The organism is Micromonospora sp. DT46, from assembly GCF_049841735.1.
Taxonomy (GTDB): Bacteria; Actinomycetota; Actinomycetes; order Mycobacteriales; family Micromonosporaceae; genus Micromonospora; species Micromonospora reichwaldensis.
Genome location: NZ_JBNCKW010000004.1, coordinates 179,768 through 198,909, shown reverse-complemented (window position 1 = coordinate 198,909; position 19,142 = coordinate 179,768). Strand labels below are relative to the sequence as shown.

Genomic DNA, 19,142 nt, shown 5'->3' with positions numbered 1-19,142 from the left:
TGGTCGGTAGCCTGCCCCGATGCGGTGGTGGTCGGTGCGGCGAAGACTCGACCCGTGACCCGCTTCGTGCTCGCCGTACCGCGCTGCGTCGCCCTGGTCGTCCTGGTCGCGGCCGGGTTCGCCTACGGGTACCTCCTCGTGGTCGCCGCCACCCTGGTGATCCCCTACCCGCTCGTCCTCTCCGGCCAGTTCCGGCTGACCGCGCTGGCCCGCCGGCTCGCCCGCGCCTGGGCCGGAGCGAACCTCCCCGAGCCCGTACGGTCGCCACCACCCGCACCGCACCGGCGCGCGGACGGCTGGTACGTCCACGGGGACACGGTGTTCAGGTCGCCCCGGGTGCCGGCGTTCCTGCTCACGCTGGACCACCACGCGAAGGACCCGACGCTCGGCCGGGAATGGGCGTGGCTGATGCTCACCCCGGTCACCGGCGCGGTCCCGATCCTGGTGCCACCCGCGCTGATCGCGGCCGGCGGGTTCCTGCTCGCGTCGCCCCCCTGGCCGCCCGCGTGGTCGGTGCCGGTGGCCGTCGTGGCCGTCGTGGCCGCGTTCCTGCTCGCGCCGGGCGCGCTGCGGGCGTACGGGCTGTGGGCCGGCGTGCTGCTGGGGAGCGGCGAGCCGCCGCGGACGGCGGTCGGACGCTGGGTCACCCGGGCGTCGGCCGCGACCTGGCGGACGGCCGGCCTGGCCGGGCTGTCCCTCGCCGCGTTCGGCGGCCTGCTGCTCAACCTGCTCACCGCCGCCGTGTCGTGGGGTGGGCTGCTGCCGTACACCCTGCCGGCCACGCGGTCGGTGGTGGAGCTCTACCGACGCCACGTCCGCCGGTGGACGGGCGCCGACCTGCCCGCGCCGTACCGGCCGTACCCGCCGCCGCCCAGCCCCGGCGAGGACGGCAACTACCGGGTCGGGCGGGTCCTCTACACCGATGTCGTGGCGGCCGTCCAGGGTCAGCGGCCGGGGTGGCTGCTCGGCGACCCGGCCACCTGGCGGGACCAGCTGTGGGCACTGGGCTCGCTCGTCCTGGCCCCGCTCTCGTTCGTTCCGGCGGTCCTGGTCGGCTTCGGGTTCTACGCCCTGTTCTGCCAGCCGCTGACCTGGGCGAGCTGGGCGGTGCCGATCGGCCTGTCCACCGGCTACTGGGTCACCCCGTTCTACCTGTGGTTCGGCTTCGAGCACGTCGGCCTCGTCGGGTCGTGGTTACCGGACTGGGCGAGCATGCCCCTCGGGCTGGCCATGGCGCTGCTCGGGCTCGGCCTGGCCGGGCCGCTGATGAGGCTGCGACTGGCGTGGGACCGGCTCCTGCTCACCCCCACGGCGGCCGCCGTGCTCGCCTCGCGGGTCGCGCACCTCGCCACCACCCGGGCCGACGCCGTCGACGTGCAGGCGGCCGAGCTGCGCCGCATCGAACGCGACCTGCACGACGGCGCCCAGGCTCGGCTCATCGCCGTCGGGCTCGGCCTGGCCGCCGTCGCGCGGCTCATGGAGACCGACCCGGCGCGGGCGCGGCTGGTGCTGGCGCAGGCGCAGGAGACGTCCGCCGCCGCGCTGGCAGAGCTGCGCGACCTGGTACGCGGCATCCATCCGCCGGTGCTGGCCGAACGCGGACTCGGCGACGCGATCCGGGCGATCGCGCTCGACACCCCGCTGCCGGTGGACGTGGACGTCGACCTGCCCGGCCGGCTCGACGCGCCGGTCGAGTCGGCGGCCTACTTCGTCACCTGCGAGGCCCTCACCAACGCGGCCCGCTGCGCGGCCCACATCTCCGTCTCGCTGTCGTACCGCGACGGGGTGCTCCAGGTGGTGGTGGCCGACGACGGTCCCGGCGGGGCCGACCCGGCCGCGGGGACCGGGCTGCGCGGCGTCCAACGGCGGCTCGCTACATTCGACGGAACCCTGACCCTGCACAGTCCGCCCGGCGGACCCACCGTCGTCACCATGGAGATCCCGTGCGCGTCGTCCTCGCCGAAGACCTCCACATCCTGAGAGACGGGCTGGTCCTGCTCCTCGAGAGCCACGGCTTCACCATCGCCGAGGCCGTCGGCGACGGGCCGTCCCTACGCACCGCCCTGGCCCGGCACCGGCCCGACGTGGCCATCGTCGACGTGCGGCTGCCGCCGACCTTCACCGACGAGGGCCTCCAGGCGGCGCTGGCCGCCCGGCGGGACGTCCCCGGCCTGCCGGTGCTGGTGCTGTCCCAGCACGTCGAGCAGCTCTACGCCCGGGAGTTGCTGGCCGACGGGGCCGGCGCGGTCGGCTACCTGCTCAAGGACCGCGTCCTGAACGCCGACCAGTTCATCGACGCCGTGCGCCGCGTCGCGGCGGGCGGCACCGCGATGGACCCCGAGGTGATCGCCAAGCTGCTGGCGGCCAGCGGCACCGCCTCGCCCCTGGCCCGCCTCACGCCGCGCGAGCGGGACGTCCTCGAACTCATGGCCCAGGGGCGTTCCAACGCCGCCATCTCGCAACGGCTGTTCCTCAGCGAGAGCGCCGTGGGCAAGCACACCGCGAGCATCTTCGGCAAGCTGCGCCTCCCCCCGTCGTCCGACGACAACCGCCGCGTCCTCGCCGTCCTCGCGTACCTCAACGACGCCTGACCTCCGCGCTCCCCGGCGTGGAGCCGCCACCGAGACAGTCGCGGCCGGCGCCACCGCACGCCCGCGCGGCCGGCGCCACCGCCGACGCTGGCGGCACGGCTCCGGCGGGCCGACCATGCGGATGGCCCGGCATGACAGGCGTCGATAGGATGCTCTCCGTGACGACGCCGCTACCTCGCCCCGGCACGGCACGGACGGCAGCAGAGTTCGTCGCCCGGCTGCGCGGCGTCAAGGCCTGGTCCCGGCTCTCCTACCGGGCGCTGGAGCGGCGGGCGCGCAGGGCCGGGGACCAGCTGCCGGCGAGCACCGTCGCGACCTCGCTCAACCGGGTCTCGCTGCCGTCGGAGGAGGTGGTCGCCGCCCTGGTGCGGGCCTGCGGCGGCGATCCGGCGGCGGTACGGGAGTGGGTGGAAGCCCGCCGCGCGTTGACCCTGCCCGACCACTTCGTGTCGGCCGTGGGCACACCGGGACAGGATCCCGACCCGTCCGCCGAGCCGGGAGCCGCGTCCCCGGCGGCACCCGCCGGGGACGAGCCGGACAGGCACGCCGGCCTCCGCCCGGACGGGCCGGCCCCGCGGCAGGTGGCCCCCTGTCTCCTGCCACCGGACCTGCCGTTGTTCGTCGGTCGGGACAGCGAGCTGTCCGAGACGCGTCGGCTGCTGGACCTGGCCGCCTCCGGGCCGGTGACCATGCTGGTCAGCGGGCCGGCCGGCGTCGGCAAGACCGCCTTCGCGGTACGCCTCGGGCACCTGCTCGCCGCGCAGTTTCCGGACGGCCAGCTCTACATCGACCTGGGCGGGTTCGGCGACGAGCCGCTGGAGCCGAGCACGGTCCTCGGCGCCTTCCTGCGCGCGCTCGGCGTGCGCGGAGGCACGGTGCCGTCGGACCCGATGAGCCGGATCCACCTCTACCGCACCCTGCTTGCACAGCGGCGGATGCTCATCATCCTGGACAACGCGGCGAGCACCCGGCAGGTCACCGACCTGCTGCCGAACGGCGGTCGGTGCGCCGCCATCGTCACCAGCCGCACCACGCTGGCGGACCTCGGCAGCCGCCGGCTGTCCCTGGGCACCCTCGACCAGGCCGCAGGGCTTGCGCTGCTGGGTGAGATGTTGGGTCGCGAGCGGGCCGCCGCGGAGCCCGCCGCGGCCCGGTTTATCGTGCAGACCTGCGGCGGTCTGCCCCTCGCGGTGTGGGTGGCCGGGGCGCGGCTGGCCGCCCGACCGCACTGGCCGCTGACCAGGGTCGCCCAGGCGCTCGCCGACGAGCAGCGCAGGCTCGACGAACTGGCCGTCGGTGACGTCGCCGTACGGGCCAGCCTCGAACTCACCTACCGGGGAATGACCCCGACGGCGCAGCGGGCCCTGCTGATGCTCAGCCTGTCGCCCGGGCCGGACTTCGCCACGTGGACGCTGGCCGCACTGCTCGACACCACCCTCTCCGACGCGGAAGCCATCCTCGACGACCTGGTGGAGGTGCACCTGGTCGAGATCGGGGCGGTCGGTGCCAGCGGATTCCGCTACCGCCTGCACGACCTCGTACGCCTGCTCGGCCGGGAACTGCTGGAGCGGGAGGTGCCACGGCAGAGCCGGACGGAGGCGCTCACCCGGCTGCTCAGCGCGAGCCTGCAGCTGACCGACCTGACCGCGGACGCCCTGAAGGCGGACTTCCAGGGCAGTCCACCGGCCCACCTGGTGTCCTGGCGGCTCCCGGCGGCGGACACCGACCAGTTCGTCGCCGATCCGGTGGCCTGGTTCGACGACGAGCGCCGCTTCCTCACCGCCCTGGTCGACCAGGCGCTCGACGACGCCGGGAGCGGACCGGCCGCCGGGCCAACCGCCGGACTCGCCGCCGGGCTGGCCGCCGGGCTGACCACGTTCTTCCAGGTCCGCAGCCACTTCGACGAGTGGGAACGGCTCCAGGGCCGGGCGCTCAAGGTCGCGCTGCACGCCGCGGACCAGCGCAGCGCCGCCGCGCTCCACCGCTGCCTCGGCGAGCTCACCACCGTCCTGGACCGGTACCCGGAGGCGCTGGGCCACTTCGACCAGGCCCTGCTGCTCGCCCACGGTGAGGACCCCGCCTTCCTGGCCAGCGCCACCGCCGGCCTGGCGTACGTGCACCGGCTGCTCGGCCAGTACGACCCGGCGGTGCGTCACTTCGAGGAGGCCGTCGAGCTGGCTCGGGCCACCGGCAACGTGAACTGCCTCGTCTACGCCACCAACGGCATCGGCGTCATCGACCTGGAACAGGGACGGGTCGACGCCGCCCGGCAACGGTTCGAGGAGTGTCTGGGGGTGAGCCGGGCCGCCGGCTACCGGCCCGGTGAGGCCCAGGCGTTGCGGTGCCTGGGGCAGAGCCACCGCGCCCTCGGCGCGTACCCGGTCGCCGCCGACTGCTTCCGACGGGCCGCCGCGATCAGCGAGGACCTCGGCGACCGGCTCTCCGCGACCCACGCCAACTGCTGGCTCGGCGACGTCCTCGTCCGCCAGGGCGAGCACGGCGAGGGACGTCGACTGCTGGCGCGGAGCCTGTGGACCTACCGCGAGTTCGGCAACCTGTGGGGCGAGGCGGCGGCGGCGTACGCGCTGGCGGAGGCGCAGCTCGCCGCGGGCCGCCCGGGGCAGGCCCGCCGGCGAGCGCAGGCCGCCGTGGACCTGTGGCGGCGGGTGGGCTCGCGGAGCTGGCTGGCCATCGGGCTCGACACCCTTGCCGAGGCGCACCGCCTGGCGGGGGACCCGGCCGCCTCGGCCCGGATCCGCGCCGAGGCGTCGGCCGTCCGGGCCGCCCGGACGTAGCCGGGACGGCTCGGCCCGGACGGCTCAGACGTAGCCCGGCCGGCTCGGCCCGGACCGGCTCAGACGTAGCCCGGTCGGCTCGGACCAGGACGGCTCAGGCGAGCTGGTCCAGCGCCCGGGTGGTGTTGTGCGCGACGATGTCGAGCATGCCGGCCCGGTCGGGGAAGTCGCCGTCGAGCAGGCGCAGCGGGCCCGCCACCAACGAGAGGTAGGTCGCGAGCCGGTAGAGGCGCAGCCGGTCCTCGTCGAGACCGGGCACGGCCAGCGCCGGATAGTCGTCGCCGAAGCGCAGCTCGAGGAAGGCGTGCTCCCACTCGACGTCGAAAAACATGGTGCCCTCGATGTCGACGAGCACCGGGCGGTCCCGGTCGTCGACCAGCACGTGGTCCGGGCCCAGTTCGCCGTGGATCAGTCCATGGCGGGAGCGGGGCGCCACGGCGGCGTACCGCTCGGCCAGGGCGTCGGCGAGGCGGTCCCGCACGGCCGCGACCCGCTCGACCCGGGCGGCGGCCTCGGTCAGGTCGCGCAGCGCCCGGTCGAGGACGAGCCGCTCCACCGGCCGCCCCGCCGTCGGAGCGTCGAACCCCGGGCGGCCGTACCGGTCGCGATGCCGGGCGTGCATGTTCCGGACGGCGTCGCCCAGCCGAGCCAGCACCGACCCGGCGCGGCGCGGGTCGCGCCGGCGCAGGTCGTGCAGGGTGCCGCCCCGGACGTGCTCCACCACGGCCACCTCGCCCGGCAGCAGAGTCGCGGTGGGGCGCAGCAGGAGCCGGGGCACCCGCACCCCGGCGGCGGTGAGCTCCCGGTGCGCCGCGGTGAACAGGCCGGCCCCGGTGGCGTGCCCGAACGGGTCGTCGGGTGCCGCTGCCGCCGCCGGCCAGTAGTCCTCCCCCGGGTGCCAGACGTAGGCGACGCCGGTGGACCCGTCGTCTAGGGTCAGCCGGTAGACGCCCTTCTTCGTGCCGCCGGTCAGCCGCCGCACCGAGACCAGCGCCCGCCCCCGCCCGAACGCCGCCCGCGCCACCGGCAGCAGCTCGTCGACCGTCAGCCCCACCCGCGCGCCACCCACCCGGCTATCCTGCCCGGCGGGCTCCCGCGGCGGGAGATCAGGCGGCAGGCGTCCCGCCCCCGCCGCGCACCGCGACCACGCGGCGGCGCCGGGCGAGGAGCAACAAGACTCCGCCGCCCACCACCAGGGCGAGACCGGTTCCCGCGACCAGTCCGACCCGTGGCCCGGTGATCGGCAGGTCGCCCCCGCCGCCGCCATCGCCATCGCCATCGCCGCCGTCGTCGTCCCCGGCACCGCCCTTTGCCGCGACCAGGACCGCGAACCCGTCCCGGTTGTCGCTGTCGTCCACATCCGCCGCCGGCACGGCGACGGCGTTCGCCGGCAGCTCGGTGCGCGGCAGACCGGAGCGGCCGTCCGTCCGCGCCGTCAGGCCCTCGACCTGCACCGTCCCGCCCGCCAACGTGACGGGTGCCTTCGTGGCGGCCGCCACCGTCACCAGATCGTGCAACTCGACGGCGGAGTGACTGCCGTCGGTCGGGTCGGTGTCCTGGCCGGCCGGAATCAGCGCGAGCGTGTCGTAGGTGCAGACGGCGGACCGCCGGTCGCGAGCGACGACGCACTCCTTCGGCGGTCGGGTGAACGTCACCGCCTCGGGCAGGCGCAGCGTGACCTTGATGCCACCGACCGCCTTGCGGCCCTGGTTGACGATGCGGTACCGCACCGCGCCCGTCTCACCCGGCTGCAACGTCCCGGTGGGTTCGAGCCGGCCGCCCGCACCGATGCGTACCGACTGCTTCACGTCCGGCGCCACCACCGACAGATCGGCCTCGGGGTCGTCGACCAACCTGAGCGTGAACCACTTGGGGGCAGCGGTCTGCGTCGGCTCGTCGCCCCAGGCCATGCCGGCCTCGACGGAGAACCTGCCTTCGTAGGGCTGCTGGTTCTCCTGCACGTTGACGTCGAAGGGAAGATCCACCGTCTCGCCGGCTGCCGGCAGCAGCTCCGGAAGCGCGTTCGGACCGATCCGGCAGTACCAACCCGCGGCATCGCCGTCGCACTCGCCGGAGCCACCGCCCTCCGGCCACATCAGTGAGATCCCGTCCGGCCAGTCCTGCTCGCCAGGACGGACGTAGAAGATCGCCTCTCTCGGCGTCCTGTCGGTCAGATTGGTGAGCCTGAGGTGGATCCGCTTCTTCCCGACCCCCGACGGGACCGTCGTACCGGTCACGTCGAACGTGAACTTCGGATCCGCGTTCGCCGCCGCAGCGGGACCGCCGGGGACGGCCAGCCCGGCGAGGACGAGCAGCGTCACCGCCGCCGTGCGCGACAGCCATCGATGACCAAGACCCATGGCGGGCTCCTTCAGGCAGGCGGCGATCGTCGTCGACGCCCCCCAGTCAAACCGCTCACATCGACTCTTGCAAACGTCTGCGCGGCGCGGCGTGCGGGATCCGCCGGAACTCCGCACCCGGTCACCCGGGCGGGGCGGGGGCGAGCCGCCGCGCCGCGCGGCGTCAGTCGACCACCAGCAGGCCGGAGAGGAGAACGCCTCGGGCCAGGTTGAGCACGCCGTCGCAGCCGGGGAAGCCGGTACGGATGCAGGCGCCGGCGGCCCGGCGGCCGAACAGGTACGGGGCGATGCTGTACGGCACCTCGGCGGCGACCGTCTCGCCGGTCCCGATGTGCACGAAGTCCAGCCCGACGTCGTCGGCCTTCACGTACTCCTGGAGGATGAAGCCGCCCCGGTCGACGGCGCGGGTCAGCCCGTCGCGCCACGCGTCGGCGTCGGTCTCCCGGCCGATCAGCACGTCCATCCCCGCGGAGCCGTCGGCCGGCTTCGCCACCAGGCCGGCCCGGTCGGCGACCGCCCGGTCGAGCAGTTCCGCCGTCAGCGACCAGGTACGCGGCACGTACCGGTGGACGAGGTCCCGGTCGGCGGCCGGCAGCGTGTCGGCGTCCTCCCACAGCCAGGCGAAGGCCCGCTTGTTGGCGACCAGCCACGCCGCCGTCGACACCCACATCGGCACCGTGCCCGCCGCCAGCGCCGCCGCCAGGGCGTCGACCCCGGCGCTCGGGGTGACCCGGTTGGGCACGAAGAGCCGGAACACCCCGTCGACCGGGGCGCCGCCGGCGACGAGCCGTTTCCGGTCGTCCAGTGTGACCTCAGAGACCGGCGCGACGACCAGGTCCATGCCGCACGCGGCGGCCCGCTCGACCACCGGCGACAGCAGACGGATGAACCGCTGCGGGTCGTCGAGCCCCGGGTAGTCGGCGTCGAAGTCGATCAGCATGGCGACCCGGGCGCCCTCGGGCAGGCCGAGGCCGGCGCGGATCGCGGCGAACCGCCGGTCCACGGCCGAGGGTGCCGCCGCCAGCCGGACCCGGTCGGTGAGGCCGCGCCGCCGGTAGACCTCGACGAAGCGGCGCACGGTGGTGTCGGCGTCGAACGCGCCGCCGAGGCTGCTGTCGATGTTGTACTCGACGAACCGGGGCACCCCGTCGCTGAGCAGCACGTCCGGCCGGAACGCGTCGAGCAGCGCCTCGGTCAGCGGCTCGTCGTCGTCGAGCAGCCGGGTCTCGCCGTCGGACACGTTCAGCAGCCGGCGCAGCTCCCCCGCCGTGCCGGCCCGCCGCCGGCACGCCTCGAAGATGAGCTGGGCGAGCCGGTCGGAGACGGCGTTGAGCACACCGAGCGACGTCTCGTCCATCACCGGCGGCCGGGCCAGCCGCCACTGCTCGTTGTACGTGGCCCGGCCGTCGAAGACCTCCCGCCAGGACTCGGCCCCGGCGGCCACCATCTCGGCGCGCACCGGCGCGGGCAGGTCGAGCCACGCCCGCGCGGCGGAGGGCCAGCGGTAGTCGACGTCGTCCATTCATCCCTCCTTCATGACGTGTCCGATGGCGGCCCGGAGCTGCTCGCGGCTGGGCTGCACGGCCCGGTCCAGGGCCGGGGCGAACGGCAGGACCGCGCCGTCGGGGCGGGTGACACGGCGCGGCGGCGCGACCAGCCGCACCCGCTCGATCATCGTCGCGATGATCTCCCCGGCGATGCCGCAGGAGCGGTTGGCGTCGTCCAGCACCACCAGCCGCCCGGTGCGCCGCAGCGACTCGGCGAGGGCGTCCCAGTCGAACGGGTACAGCGTGCGCGGGTCGAACACCTCCACCGACACCTGGTCGGTGAGTTCCTCGGCGACCGCGAGGGCGTCGTGCACCAGGTGCCCGACCGCGACCACGGTCACGTCGTCGCCGGGCCGGTGCACCCGGGCGCGGCCCAGCGGCACCGGGGCGAGCGCGGCGAGGTCCACGTCGGCGCGGACGTCCAGCGCCCCGGCGGGGGCGAAGACCACCACCGGGTCGTCGCAGCGCACCGCCGACACCAGCAGCCCGTACGCGTCGGCCGGGGTGGCCGGCACGACGGTGGTCACCCCGACGTGGGCGAAGAGGCTGTACGGGTGGTCGGAGTGCTGACCCGCCCAGCCCGTCCGGGAGCCGGAGCCCGGCACCAGGTACGTGACCGGCACCGCGCACTGCCCGCCGGTCATCAGCGGGAACTTGTGCGCGTGGTTGACGATCTGCTCGAAGACCAGGAACAGCAGCGACGGGATCTGGAACTCCACCACCGGTCGCATCCCGGCCAGGGCCGCCCCGGTGGCGAAGCTGGTGAACGCCTGCTCCGACAGCGGGGTGTCGCGCATCCGGTCCGGGCCGAACCGCTTGGCCAGCCCTGCGGTGACGTTCGAGGCGGCCACCCGGATGTCCTCGCCGAGCAGGAACACCGACTCGTCGCGGGCCAGCTCGTCGGCGAGCGCCCGGGTGAGCGCCCTGCGGTAGGAGAGCCTGGGCATCTAGCCACCTCCGGTGCGCGCGGTCAGGCCGCTGGCGTACAGGTGCGCGAGGGCGTCGGCCGGGTCCGGCTCCGCGCTGGCGAGCGCGAACTCGACGGCCCGCGTCAACACCTCCTCCACCTCGGCGTCCACCCCGGCGCGGGCCTCGACGGGCAGCCGCGCGCCCTGGATGTCCACCGGGTCGCGGGAGCGGCCCCGGGTCACCTCGTCGGGCGGGCGGTAGTCGAGGCGTACCGCGTGTTCGAAGGTGTGGTGGGCGTCGAAGCGGTAGGTGCGGGCCTCGATCAGCTCGGGGCCACCGCAGGCGCGCATCCGGTCGATGGCGGCGCTCGCGGCGTCGCGTACCGCCTCGGGGTCCTGACCGTCGACGACGGCGGCCGGGATGCCGAACGCGGCGGCCCGGCCGGGGATGCTGCCGGCGACCGCGCCCGCGACGGGCATCGTGGTGGCGTAGCCGTTGTTCTCGCAGACGAACAGCACCGGCACCCGCCACAGCGCGGCCAGGTTGAAGGCCTCCAGCAGCATCCCCTCGTTGACCGCGCCGTCGCCGAAGAAGCTCACCCCGACGATGTCGTCGCCCCGGCGGCGGCGCGCCCAGACCGCCCCGGTGACGATCGCCCCGGACGCGCCGACGATCGCGTTGGCGCCGAGCACGCCGACCGCGAAGTCGGCGGCGTGCATCGAGCCGCCCCGGCCGGCGTTGAGGCCGGTGACCCGGCCGCACAGCTCGGCCATCATCCGGGCCGGGTCGGCGCCCTTGGCGAGCACGTGCCCGTGCCCCCGGTGCGTGCCGGCGACCACGTCGTCGGCCCGCAGCGCGGCACACACCCCGGCGGCGATCCCCTCCTGCCCGAGGTACGGGTGGATGCCGCCGACGACGTGCCCGGACCGGACCAGCTCGATCGCCCGTTCCTCGAAGCGGCGGATCAGCCGGACCGCCCGGTAGAGCCGGACCGGGTCGGCGTCGGTCACCGGCCGCGCCCCTGCTTGACGGCGGCGAGGATGTCGTCCCAGAGCCGGGCGCGGGCGGCGAGCGCGGTGTTGACGGTGTCCGCGCACTCCTGCCACCTGGCGTCGTCGTCGCCGCACAGGTCGGCCAGCATCTGCATGGCCATCGGGGTGTGCTGCTCGCCGTCGACCTCGATGTGCCGCTCCAGGTAGTCGACGAACGTGTGCAGCCGCCGGCTGCGCTCGTTGACCGCGACGACCTGGGTGAACATGTCGGGAATCAGGTCCTCCCGGCCGAAGGCGAAGGCGGCGGCCTGGCAGTGCACCGGGGTGCTCTCGATGATCCGCCAGGTGGTCGCGGCGAACGCCGCCGACGGCGCGGGCACCCGGGCCGCCACCAGCGACTCGGCCACCGGTCGGCCGGCCCGCAGCAGGTCGATCAGCGTGTCCACGGCGGTGGTGTCGGCGCCGGCCTCGCGCATGCCCCGCACGTACAGCTCGAAGTGGCTGATGTGGCCCTCGCCCAGCTCGTCGCTCTCCTCCACCATGACGATGTCGTTGATCAGGCGGCGGCTGCCCGTCGGCCCGGTGGGGATCCACGGCACGGTGACGCAGGTGAGCTGCCGCTGCAACGACGTCAGCAGGGACATGAAGTCCCAGACGGCGAAGACGTGGTGCTCCATGAAGGTCACCAGCGCCTCGTGGGTGTCGAGAGCGGCGTAGAGCGGGTGCCGCACGACCGCCTCGCGGCGCTCGCCCACCGCCTTCTCCAGCCGTTCGATCCCCGGGTGCGTCCTACCCCAGTCGTACCGTGACATGTCAGCCTCCCTGCGGGGCGCGGTCGCGCCAGATGACCGGGCAGTACTCGGGGTCCGCGTAGTCCGGCCGCCCGTCGTCGGTGCGGCGGACCAGCACGTCGTGGTTGTACGCGGCGAGGGTGCCGTCGGAGAGCCGATACTCCCGCCAGGCGTTGTCGCCGTCCTGCAGGTGCAGCGAGATCGCCCGGCGCGGGCGGCCGCTGACGTTGGCGCCGCTGCCGTGGTAGGTGCGGCAGTGGTGGAAGCTCATGTGTCCCCTGGGGATGACCATCGGCACCTTGCGGATCTCCACGCCGTTGTGGGCCGCGTTCTCGGCGAGCATCTCCTCCAGCTGGCTGCGGTCGCGGTCGGCGAAGTGGCGCACCACCGTGTCGTCGGCGCCGATCTCCGCCCAGCGGTGCGAGCCGTCGACCATCGTGATGGTGCCCATCTCCTCGCCGCAGTCGTGGAACGGGATGAACGCGGTGAGCATGTCCTCCGACGAGGAGGACGCCCAGTAGTGCTTGTCGAAGTGCCAGGGCACGATGTTCGACGGCTCGCCCGAGACCGGCGGCTTCTGGATCAGCGTGGACTGGAAGACCCGGATCTCGGTGGCCCGCGCGAGGCGGGCGGCGACCGCGCCGATCAGCGGCTTGCGCAGGAGCGCCCCGAGCACGTCGTGCTCGTGGTGGACGTAGTCGTTGTGCCGCTGCACCGGGCCCTTCGACGGCTCCCAGTAGGCGAGCCGCGCCGGGCGCGCCGGCAGGCGGCGGTCCCGCTCGCCGGCGTAGTAGCGGTCGGCGGCGTACGTGAGGGCGTCCACCTCGTCGTCGGTGAGCAGCTTCTTCGACAGGTACCAGCCGTGCGCGGCGTAGAACGCCACGTCGTCGTCGGAGGGCAGCAGCGCCTCCTCCTCGGCGGTCAGTGCCGGCTCGAACTCGGTCGCGGTCACGTCCGCACCTCCTGCGGTGTCGGGGCCGCGACGGTGGTGCCCGCCGCGGCCAGCTCCCGTTCCTTGGCCTCGTAGAGCGCCTTGATGTTGCCGCTGCCGAAGGTCCGCGCCCCGCGCCGCTCGATCAGTTCCAGGAAGAGCGTGCGGCGTACGTGCATGGACTCGGTGAAGATCTGCAGCAGCTGACCGGCGTGGTCGCGGTCGACGAGCACGCCGAGGTCGCGCAGCCGGTCCAGCGGCGCGTCCACCGGGCCGACCCGCGCCTCCAGCGCGTCGTAGTAGCTGGCCGGGGTGCCGGCGAAGCGCACGCCCCGCTCGGCGAGGGTGGCGACCGCGGTGACGATGTCGTCGGTGCGCAGCCCCAGGTGCTGCACCCCGGCGCCGGCGTGCTGGTCGAGGAAGGCGTCGAGCTGCCCGCGCCGGCGCGAACGGTCGGGTTCCAGCAGCACCAGGGTCACCCGGCCCGACGGGCTCTGCACCACCGTGGAGTTCATCGCCTGCCCGGCGACCTCCACGTGCTCGGCGAAGACCTCCGCGAACCCGAACACCTCCCGGTAGTGCCGGACCGTCTCGCCGAGCTGCCCGGTCGGCACGCAGACCGCCAGGTGGTCGATCTCGACGAGCAGCTTGCCGCCGCCGTCGTCGGGGGGCGTCATCTCGACCGCCCCGGGCAGGAACTCGCCCCGGTCGCCGTGGCGGGACACGAGGCGGTGCAGCACGTCGCCGAAGCCCTCCACCTCGGCGGTCACCACCTCGGCGTCCGCGCCGGTGAAGGTGGTCGGCGGCGTCACCCCCACCGCTCCCCGGCGCACCAGTTCGGCGTACGCGCCCGCGGCGTCGTCGACCTCCAACGCGACCACGGCCACGCCGTCGCCGTGACGCTGCACGTACCGCGACGCCGGGTGTTCGGCGGTGAGCCCGGTGGTGAGCACCATCCGGACGTCGCCCTGACTCAGCAGCAGCGACCGCTGGTCGGCCAGCCCGGTCTCGGGACCGCCCTGGCCGCGCAGCTGGAAGCCGACCGCCCGGTCGAAGTAGAAGGCCGCCTGCCGGGCGTCCCCCACGAAGAGTTCGATGTGGTCGATTGCTCGGATGTCCAATGTCCTCAGCCCTTTCCACGGTCTCCGCCGTGGTTGCCGTCCGGGCGCGGTCCGCCCGGGATGGTGCGGGGTCAGTCCCTCGGCCGGGCGGCCCGCGCGAGCAGCAGACTCACGTTCTGCCCGCCGAAGCCGAAGGAGTTGGTCAGCGCGTATCCGGTGTCCGTCCTGCGCGGCTCGGCGCGGATGTGGTCCGCCGGGCAGGCCGGGTCCGGGTCGTCGAGGTTGTGCGTCGGCGGCAGCAGGCTCCGGCCGAGCGCCAGCGCGGTGGCCGCCGCCTCCAGCACCCCGGAAGCGCCGAGCAGGTGGCCGGTGAGCGCCTTGGTGGAGCTGACCGGCACCCCGCCGGCACCGAACACGTCGGCCAGCGCGGTGGTTTCGGCGATGTCGCCGAGCTTCGTGCCGGTGCCGTGGGCGTTGACGTAGCCGACCCGCGTGGCGGGCACGCCGCCGCTGGCCAGCGCGCGCCGCATGCACTCCGCCGCCCCCGCGCCGTCGGGCCTCGGGGCGGTCGGGTGGTACGCGTCGGTGGTCGCCCCGTACCCGGCGACCTCGGCGTAGCCGGTGACGCCCCGGGCGGCGGCGTGCTCGGCGCGTTCCAGCACCAGCAGGGCCGCGCCCTCGGCGAGGACGAACCCGTTTCGGCGGGCGTCGAACGGCCGGCTCGCCGCGGTCGGGTCGGCCCAGCCCCGGGCGAGCGCCCGGGCGTTGCCGAAGGTGTCGGCGAAGGTCGGGAAGAGGGGCGCCTCGCTGGCGCCGCAGAGCACCACGTCGGCCTCTCCGGCGCGGATCAGCCGCAGCGCGTCGGCGATCGACTGGGCGCCGGAGGCGCAGGCGGTGCCGACCGACGAGGTGTAGCCGCGGATGCCGTGGCGGATGGCGATGCGGGCCGACGGCATGTTCGGCAGGATCCCGGTCAGCAGGTACGGGCTGACCGCCGACCGGCCGCGCGCGGCGCGGGCGAGCACCTGCGCCTCCAGCGTGGCCATCCCGCCGACGCCGCCGACGATCACCCCGATCCGGCCCGGGTCCACGTCCCGCCCCACCTCGATGCCGGCGTCGGCGAGCGCGTCGGCGGCGGCGAGCAGGGCGAGCACCACGACCCGGTCCAGGACCCTGGTCTCCGGCCCGGTGGCGACCGTACGCGGGTCGACGTCCGGGAGCACGCCGGCGACCTCCAGCGACCCGGCCGCCGGGTGCCCGGCCGGCGGCCGGCTCAGCCCGGAGCGGCCGGAGCAGAGCCCATCGAAGGTGGCGTCGACGCCCCGCCCGGCGGGGGTGAACAGCCCCATCCCGGTGATGACGGCCGTCATGACGGCGCCTCGGTGAGGTAGCGCTCCCGCAGGACCACCTTGCGCACCTTGCCGGTGACGGTGACCGGGATGTCGGCGGAGCGGACCGGCACCACCCGGCGCAGCGTCGCGCCGACGTCCGGGCCGAGCGCGGCCCGGACCCGTTCGGTGCGGTCCTCGGCGGGATCGACGCCGGCGGCGAGTTCCAGCAGCACGTCGGTGACCACCCCGTCGGCCCCCGAGGTGATCACCACCGTGCAGTCGGTGACGTCCGGGCAGGCGGCGAGGACGCGCTCCTCGGACAGTGCCGTGTAGAACCACCGCCCGTCCCCCGCGTCGACCGCGTCGACGGCCCGGTCCAGGTGGTGGTAGCGGCCCTCGGCGTCGGCGTACACCAGGTCGCCGGTGAGGTACCAGCCCTGCTGCCGGGACCGGTACGTGGTGGCCGAGTCGTTCCAGTAGCCCCGGAACAGCGACGGCGAGTCGACGCCGAGCCAGCCGACCTCGCCGGCCGGCACCGGGTCGCCCCCGGCGTCGAGCACGGCGACCCTCGCGAACCGGTAGGGCCGGCCGACGCAGCGGCCGTACCGGTCGGTGTCGGCGCGGTGGGTGATGTGGAACATCGAGTGGCCCATCTCGCTGGAGCCGAGCCCGTCGATGAAGACCGAGCCGGGAACCCGGGTGACCCCCTCGCGGGTCAGCACGTCGCGGGAGCCGACCGCGACGAGTCGACGCACGTGCGGCTCGTGCGAGCAGTCGCCGGTGTTGAACCACAGCGACACCGAGTCCAGGTCGTACGCGGACAGGTCGAAGCGGGCCAGCTCCGCCCACGTCACGGAGAACCCGAACACCCCGTCGGGACGCCAGCGCTGGATCGCCTCCAGCACCCGCTCCCCGCCCTGGTCGGAGAGCAGGAGCATCTCGGCGCGGTTGCCGAGGGCCTGGTTGACCATCAGCACGGTGGCGGTGTGCGGTGCGGGCAGCGCGTTGAGGATGCGGCCGGTGCCCTGCGCCTGCGGCATGGCGAGCAGGTGCCGGGTGGCGGCGAAGAGGCTGGCGTGCGAGTGCAGCACCGCCTTGGGCACCCCGGTGGTGCCCGAGGTGTGGGTGATGACGACCGGGTCGTCGCCGTGGTGCCGGTAGTGCTCCGGCGCGGCGGCCGGATCGCCGGTGCCCGCCTCGGCCGGGGTGCCGAGCACCGGCACGCCGAGGTCGTGGCCGGCCAGCAGGACGCGGTGCGCGTCGTCGGCGAGCACCCCGACGCCGCGCAGCCGACGCACGTACTCGGCGGCGATCTCGGGACGCAGCCCGCCGTTCATCAGCGCCGGGATCGCGCCGAGCCGGGTCAGCGCGAGGAAACTGAGCACCATGTCGGCGGCGGCGGTGGCCCACACGGCGACCGGGTCGCGGGGCTTGATCCCCCGCTCGTGCAGCCAGGCGGCGCGGGCGGCGACCCGCTCGTCGAGCCGGCCCAGCGTGAGCGCCCACCCGGCCGGGTGGCCGTCCACGGCGGTGTCGAAGGTGAGGCCCGGCCCGTCCGGGTCGGCGCCGTGCGCCAGCACCCGGGCCAGCACGTTGCCGGCGCCGATCCGCTCGTCGGCGGCCAGCGCCCCGCGCAGTCCCCTCTTCCTCATGGTGCGTCTCCTCCCCCCAGCAGCACCGCGACGGCTCGGGCCTCGGGCTGTCCGCCCGCGTCCCGCGCACCGCCGTCGACGGGTGCCTGTTCGATCAGGACCAGCAACGCCCGGTCGGCGTCGCCGTCGTGCAGCAGCAGCTCGGCCTCGGCGGTGCCCTCGGCCCGCGGGTCGCCGGTCGGCGCGAGGCAGAGCACCGGCCCGCCGAGGCCCCACCGGGCGGCCACGTGCCCGGCCACGCTGTTGGGCACCGACTGGAAGAAGAACAGCGGCCCGGGCCGGCCGCCGGCGGCGACCGTGGCGCGCACGTGCGCCGCGCTGGCCCGGTCCCCGGCCGCGCTGACCAGCACGACCGCGGTCCGTTCGCCGTCGGGGGCCGGCCGCCGGCCGTACGCCCGGGTCAGGCAGCGCTCGGCCACGGCCGCGACGAGGGGCGGGAAGCTGGAGTGCACGTACCCGGGCACCGGCGGCGGCGCACCGTCGCCCGGCTCGGGCCAGGCCGCCTCGGCCAGCACGGTCAGTCGGCCGGCGGGGTGCCCGGCGGTCCCGCTCATGCCGCGCCCACAAGCAGCGCCGTGTTGGCGCCACCGAAGGCGGCGTTGAGGCTCAGCGCGTACCCGGTGGCGGCCGGCCGGGGCGCGCCGCGGACGACGTCCAGCGGGCAGGCCGGGTCGGGGCCGAGCCAGCCGGCGTTGACAGGCAGCTTCCCGTGCCGCAGGGCGAGCACGGTCACCACCAGTTCCAGCAGGCCGGAGGCCTCCAGGGCGTGCCCGTGCAGCGCCTTGGTGGAGCTGACCGGGACGCGTGCCGCCGCCGCGCCGAACGCGGTGCGCAGGGCCGCCGCCTCGGCGGCGTCGCCGTGGCCGGTGCCGGTGGCGTTGGCGTTGACGTACCCGATCGCCTCCGCCGGGAGTCCGGCCCGGCGCAGCGCCGCGGTGACCGCCCGGGCCAGGCCCCGCCCGCCCGGCTCCGGCTGGCACGGGTGGAACGCGTCCCCGGCTCGGCCCCAGCCGAGCAGGTCGGCGACCGCGCCCCGGGCGGCGGCCCGCGACTCCAGCACCACCGCGGCGATGCCGTCACCGAGCAGCAGGCCGGTGCGGCCGGCGCTGAACGGGCGCACCGCGCCGTCGGTGGCGAGGGCGCGACCGGCGTCGAAGAGCGCGTACTGGTCCGGCTCGACCAGGTAGCCGGCGGCCACCACCGCCCGGGTGACGTCGCCCCGGCGGATCAGGGCGGCGGCGTCGGCTACCGCGCTGCTGGCCGAGACGCAGGCGGTGGTGTACGCCCGGGCCGGGCCGGTGAGCCCCGTCCGGGCGGCCAGCGCGGTGGTGAGCGTCGGCACGTGCGCGCCGCCGTGCACCGCCAGCAGCAGGGCCGTGCCGGCCCGGCGACCGGCGTCGAGCCCGGCGTCCCGGCAGGCCGCGTCGACCGCCTCGGCGAGCTCGGCGGCCAGGTCACCGGCGTCGGGCAGGACGGCGGCGGCGTCCACCCGGCGGGCTGCGGTGTCGAAGCGGTCCACCGGCCGGAACGCCGGGACGCCGGCCAGCACGCCGGCGAGCTGCGCGTCGGGTCCCCTGCCGAGCGCGCTGGTCGCGTGGACGCCGGTGAGCTGGACGGCCGCCGGTTCAGCCATCGGCGGCGGTGGTCATCGGACCGGGCGGGGTGTGCGGCGGGGTCGCAGCCGCCAGGCACGCCCGGAAGGCCGCCAGGGCGTCGTCGACGGTCCGGATCCCGGCGAGCTGGTCGTCGGTGAGGTCGAGACGCCGGTCGAGGCGCTGCTCGACGAGGTGCACCAGCCAGGCCAGCTCCATGGAGCCGATCCGGTCGCCGACCTCGGCGGCGGGCTTGCCGGCCAGGTCGGCGAGCATGGTCACCAGGTCGGCCCGTTCCAGGTCGGGCTGACCGGCCATCAGGAGTCGTCGCTCGACGCCCCGGCGACCCGGTCGGCGACCATCGTGGTGAACTCGCCGACCGTCATCAGGGCCAGCTTCTCGGACTCGTCGTCGGCGAACTTCAGGCCGTAGCGGTCCTCGACGCGCACGGCGAGGTCGGCGAGGGCCAACGACTCCAGGTCCACCCCGGACGGGCCGAGGGTCGTCTCGTCGTCGAGGCCCTCGACGTCGTAGTTCATGTCCTCGAGCTGCTCGACGACGAAGGCGCGGATCTCGGGTCGCATGGTTAA

17 protein-coding genes are annotated in these 19,142 nt (G+C 75.2%); 3 read left to right on the top strand and 14 right to left on the bottom strand.

The window, feature by feature from the left end:
- Positions 1-54 precede the first annotated feature (54 nt).
- The 3 genes from ACLQ20_RS12315 (at position 55) to ACLQ20_RS12305 (ending at position 5,386) form a co-directional block, all read left to right on the top strand.
- The gene (locus tag ACLQ20_RS12315) at positions 55-1,980 is read left to right on the top strand and encodes a sensor histidine kinase (protein ID WP_425855528.1); all 1,926 of its coding nucleotides are present in this window, start codon (positions 55-57) and stop codon (positions 1,978-1,980) included.
- Complete coding sequence (locus ACLQ20_RS12310; RefSeq protein WP_151455055.1) at positions 1,944-2,591, top strand: response regulator transcription factor; 648 nt, start codon at positions 1,944-1,946, stop codon at positions 2,589-2,591. Before ACLQ20_RS12315 ends, ACLQ20_RS12310 begins: the two co-directional genes overlap by 37 nt.
- Before the next feature lie 158 nt (positions 2,592-2,749).
- Positions 2,750-5,386: a tetratricopeptide repeat protein gene (locus ACLQ20_RS12305; protein WP_425855526.1), complete on the top strand. Its 2,637-nt coding sequence runs from the start codon at positions 2,750-2,752 to the stop codon at positions 5,384-5,386.
- Between the two features lie 94 nt (positions 5,387-5,480).
- Here the strand turns inward: ACLQ20_RS12305 and ACLQ20_RS12300 are convergent, their stop codons facing one another.
- The 14 genes from ACLQ20_RS12300 to ACLQ20_RS12235 form a co-directional block, all read right to left on the bottom strand.
- Positions 5,481-6,455: a phosphotransferase gene (locus ACLQ20_RS12300; RefSeq protein WP_425855524.1), complete on the bottom strand. Its 975-nt coding sequence runs from the start codon at positions 6,453-6,455 to the stop codon at positions 5,481-5,483.
- Between the two features lie 37 nt (positions 6,456-6,492).
- Positions 6,493-7,863, bottom strand: a complete 1,371-nt coding sequence (locus ACLQ20_RS12295; protein WP_425855522.1) for a hypothetical protein — start codon at positions 7,861-7,863, stop codon at positions 6,493-6,495.
- 46 nt (positions 7,864-7,909) lie between these two features.
- Positions 7,910-9,268: a hypothetical protein gene (locus ACLQ20_RS12290; protein WP_151455915.1), complete on the bottom strand. Its 1,359-nt coding sequence runs from the start codon at positions 9,266-9,268 to the stop codon at positions 7,910-7,912.
- Entirely contained in the window at positions 9,269-10,240 is a 972-nt protein-coding gene (locus ACLQ20_RS12285) for an alpha-ketoacid dehydrogenase subunit beta (RefSeq protein ID WP_425855521.1), read from the bottom strand.
- On the bottom strand, positions 10,241-11,212 hold the full coding sequence (locus ACLQ20_RS12280; protein WP_327028648.1) for a thiamine pyrophosphate-dependent dehydrogenase E1 component subunit alpha: 972 nt from the start codon (positions 11,210-11,212) through the stop codon (positions 10,241-10,243).
- A complete protein-coding gene (locus ACLQ20_RS12275; RefSeq protein ID WP_327028649.1) occupies positions 11,209-12,006 on the bottom strand; it encodes a DUF3050 domain-containing protein in 798 nt (265 codons plus the stop codon). The genes ACLQ20_RS12280 and ACLQ20_RS12275 overlap by 4 nt, the downstream gene beginning before the upstream one ends.
- A gap of 1 nt (position 12,007) precedes the next feature.
- On the bottom strand, positions 12,008-12,937 hold the full coding sequence (locus ACLQ20_RS12270) for a phytanoyl-CoA dioxygenase family protein (protein WP_425855520.1): 930 nt from the start codon (positions 12,935-12,937) through the stop codon (positions 12,008-12,010).
- A complete protein-coding gene (gene hppD / locus ACLQ20_RS12265) occupies positions 12,934-14,037 on the bottom strand; it encodes a 4-hydroxyphenylpyruvate dioxygenase (protein WP_425855517.1) in 1,104 nt (367 codons plus the stop codon). The genes ACLQ20_RS12270 and hppD overlap by 4 nt, the downstream gene beginning before the upstream one ends.
- Positions 14,038-14,108: 71 nt before the next feature.
- Positions 14,109-15,347: a beta-ketoacyl-[acyl-carrier-protein] synthase family protein gene (locus ACLQ20_RS12260; RefSeq protein ID WP_425855515.1), complete on the bottom strand. Its 1,239-nt coding sequence runs from the start codon at positions 15,345-15,347 to the stop codon at positions 14,109-14,111.
- Positions 15,344-16,960, bottom strand: a complete 1,617-nt coding sequence (locus ACLQ20_RS12255) for a class I adenylate-forming enzyme family protein (protein ID WP_425855512.1) — start codon at positions 16,958-16,960, stop codon at positions 15,344-15,346. The genes ACLQ20_RS12260 and ACLQ20_RS12255 overlap by 4 nt, the downstream gene beginning before the upstream one ends.
- Complete coding sequence (locus ACLQ20_RS12250; RefSeq protein WP_425855511.1) at positions 16,957-17,514, bottom strand: beta-ketoacyl synthase chain length factor; 558 nt, start codon at positions 17,512-17,514, stop codon at positions 16,957-16,959. The genes ACLQ20_RS12255 and ACLQ20_RS12250 overlap by 4 nt, the downstream gene beginning before the upstream one ends.
- Entirely contained in the window at positions 17,511-18,593 is a 1,083-nt protein-coding gene (locus tag ACLQ20_RS12245) for a beta-ketoacyl-[acyl-carrier-protein] synthase family protein (RefSeq protein ID WP_425855508.1), read from the bottom strand. Before ACLQ20_RS12245 ends, ACLQ20_RS12250 begins: the two co-directional genes overlap by 4 nt.
- On the bottom strand, positions 18,586-18,870 hold the full coding sequence (locus tag ACLQ20_RS12240) for an acyl carrier protein (protein ID WP_151455926.1): 285 nt from the start codon (positions 18,868-18,870) through the stop codon (positions 18,586-18,588). Before ACLQ20_RS12240 ends, ACLQ20_RS12245 begins: the two co-directional genes overlap by 8 nt.
- Positions 18,870-19,136 carry an acyl carrier protein gene (locus tag ACLQ20_RS12235; protein ID WP_327028657.1) on the bottom strand — a complete coding sequence of 89 codons (267 nt, stop codon included), beginning with the start codon at positions 19,134-19,136 and terminating at the stop codon, positions 18,870-18,872. Before ACLQ20_RS12235 ends, ACLQ20_RS12240 begins: the two co-directional genes overlap by 1 nt.
- Positions 19,137-19,142 lie beyond the last annotated feature (6 nt).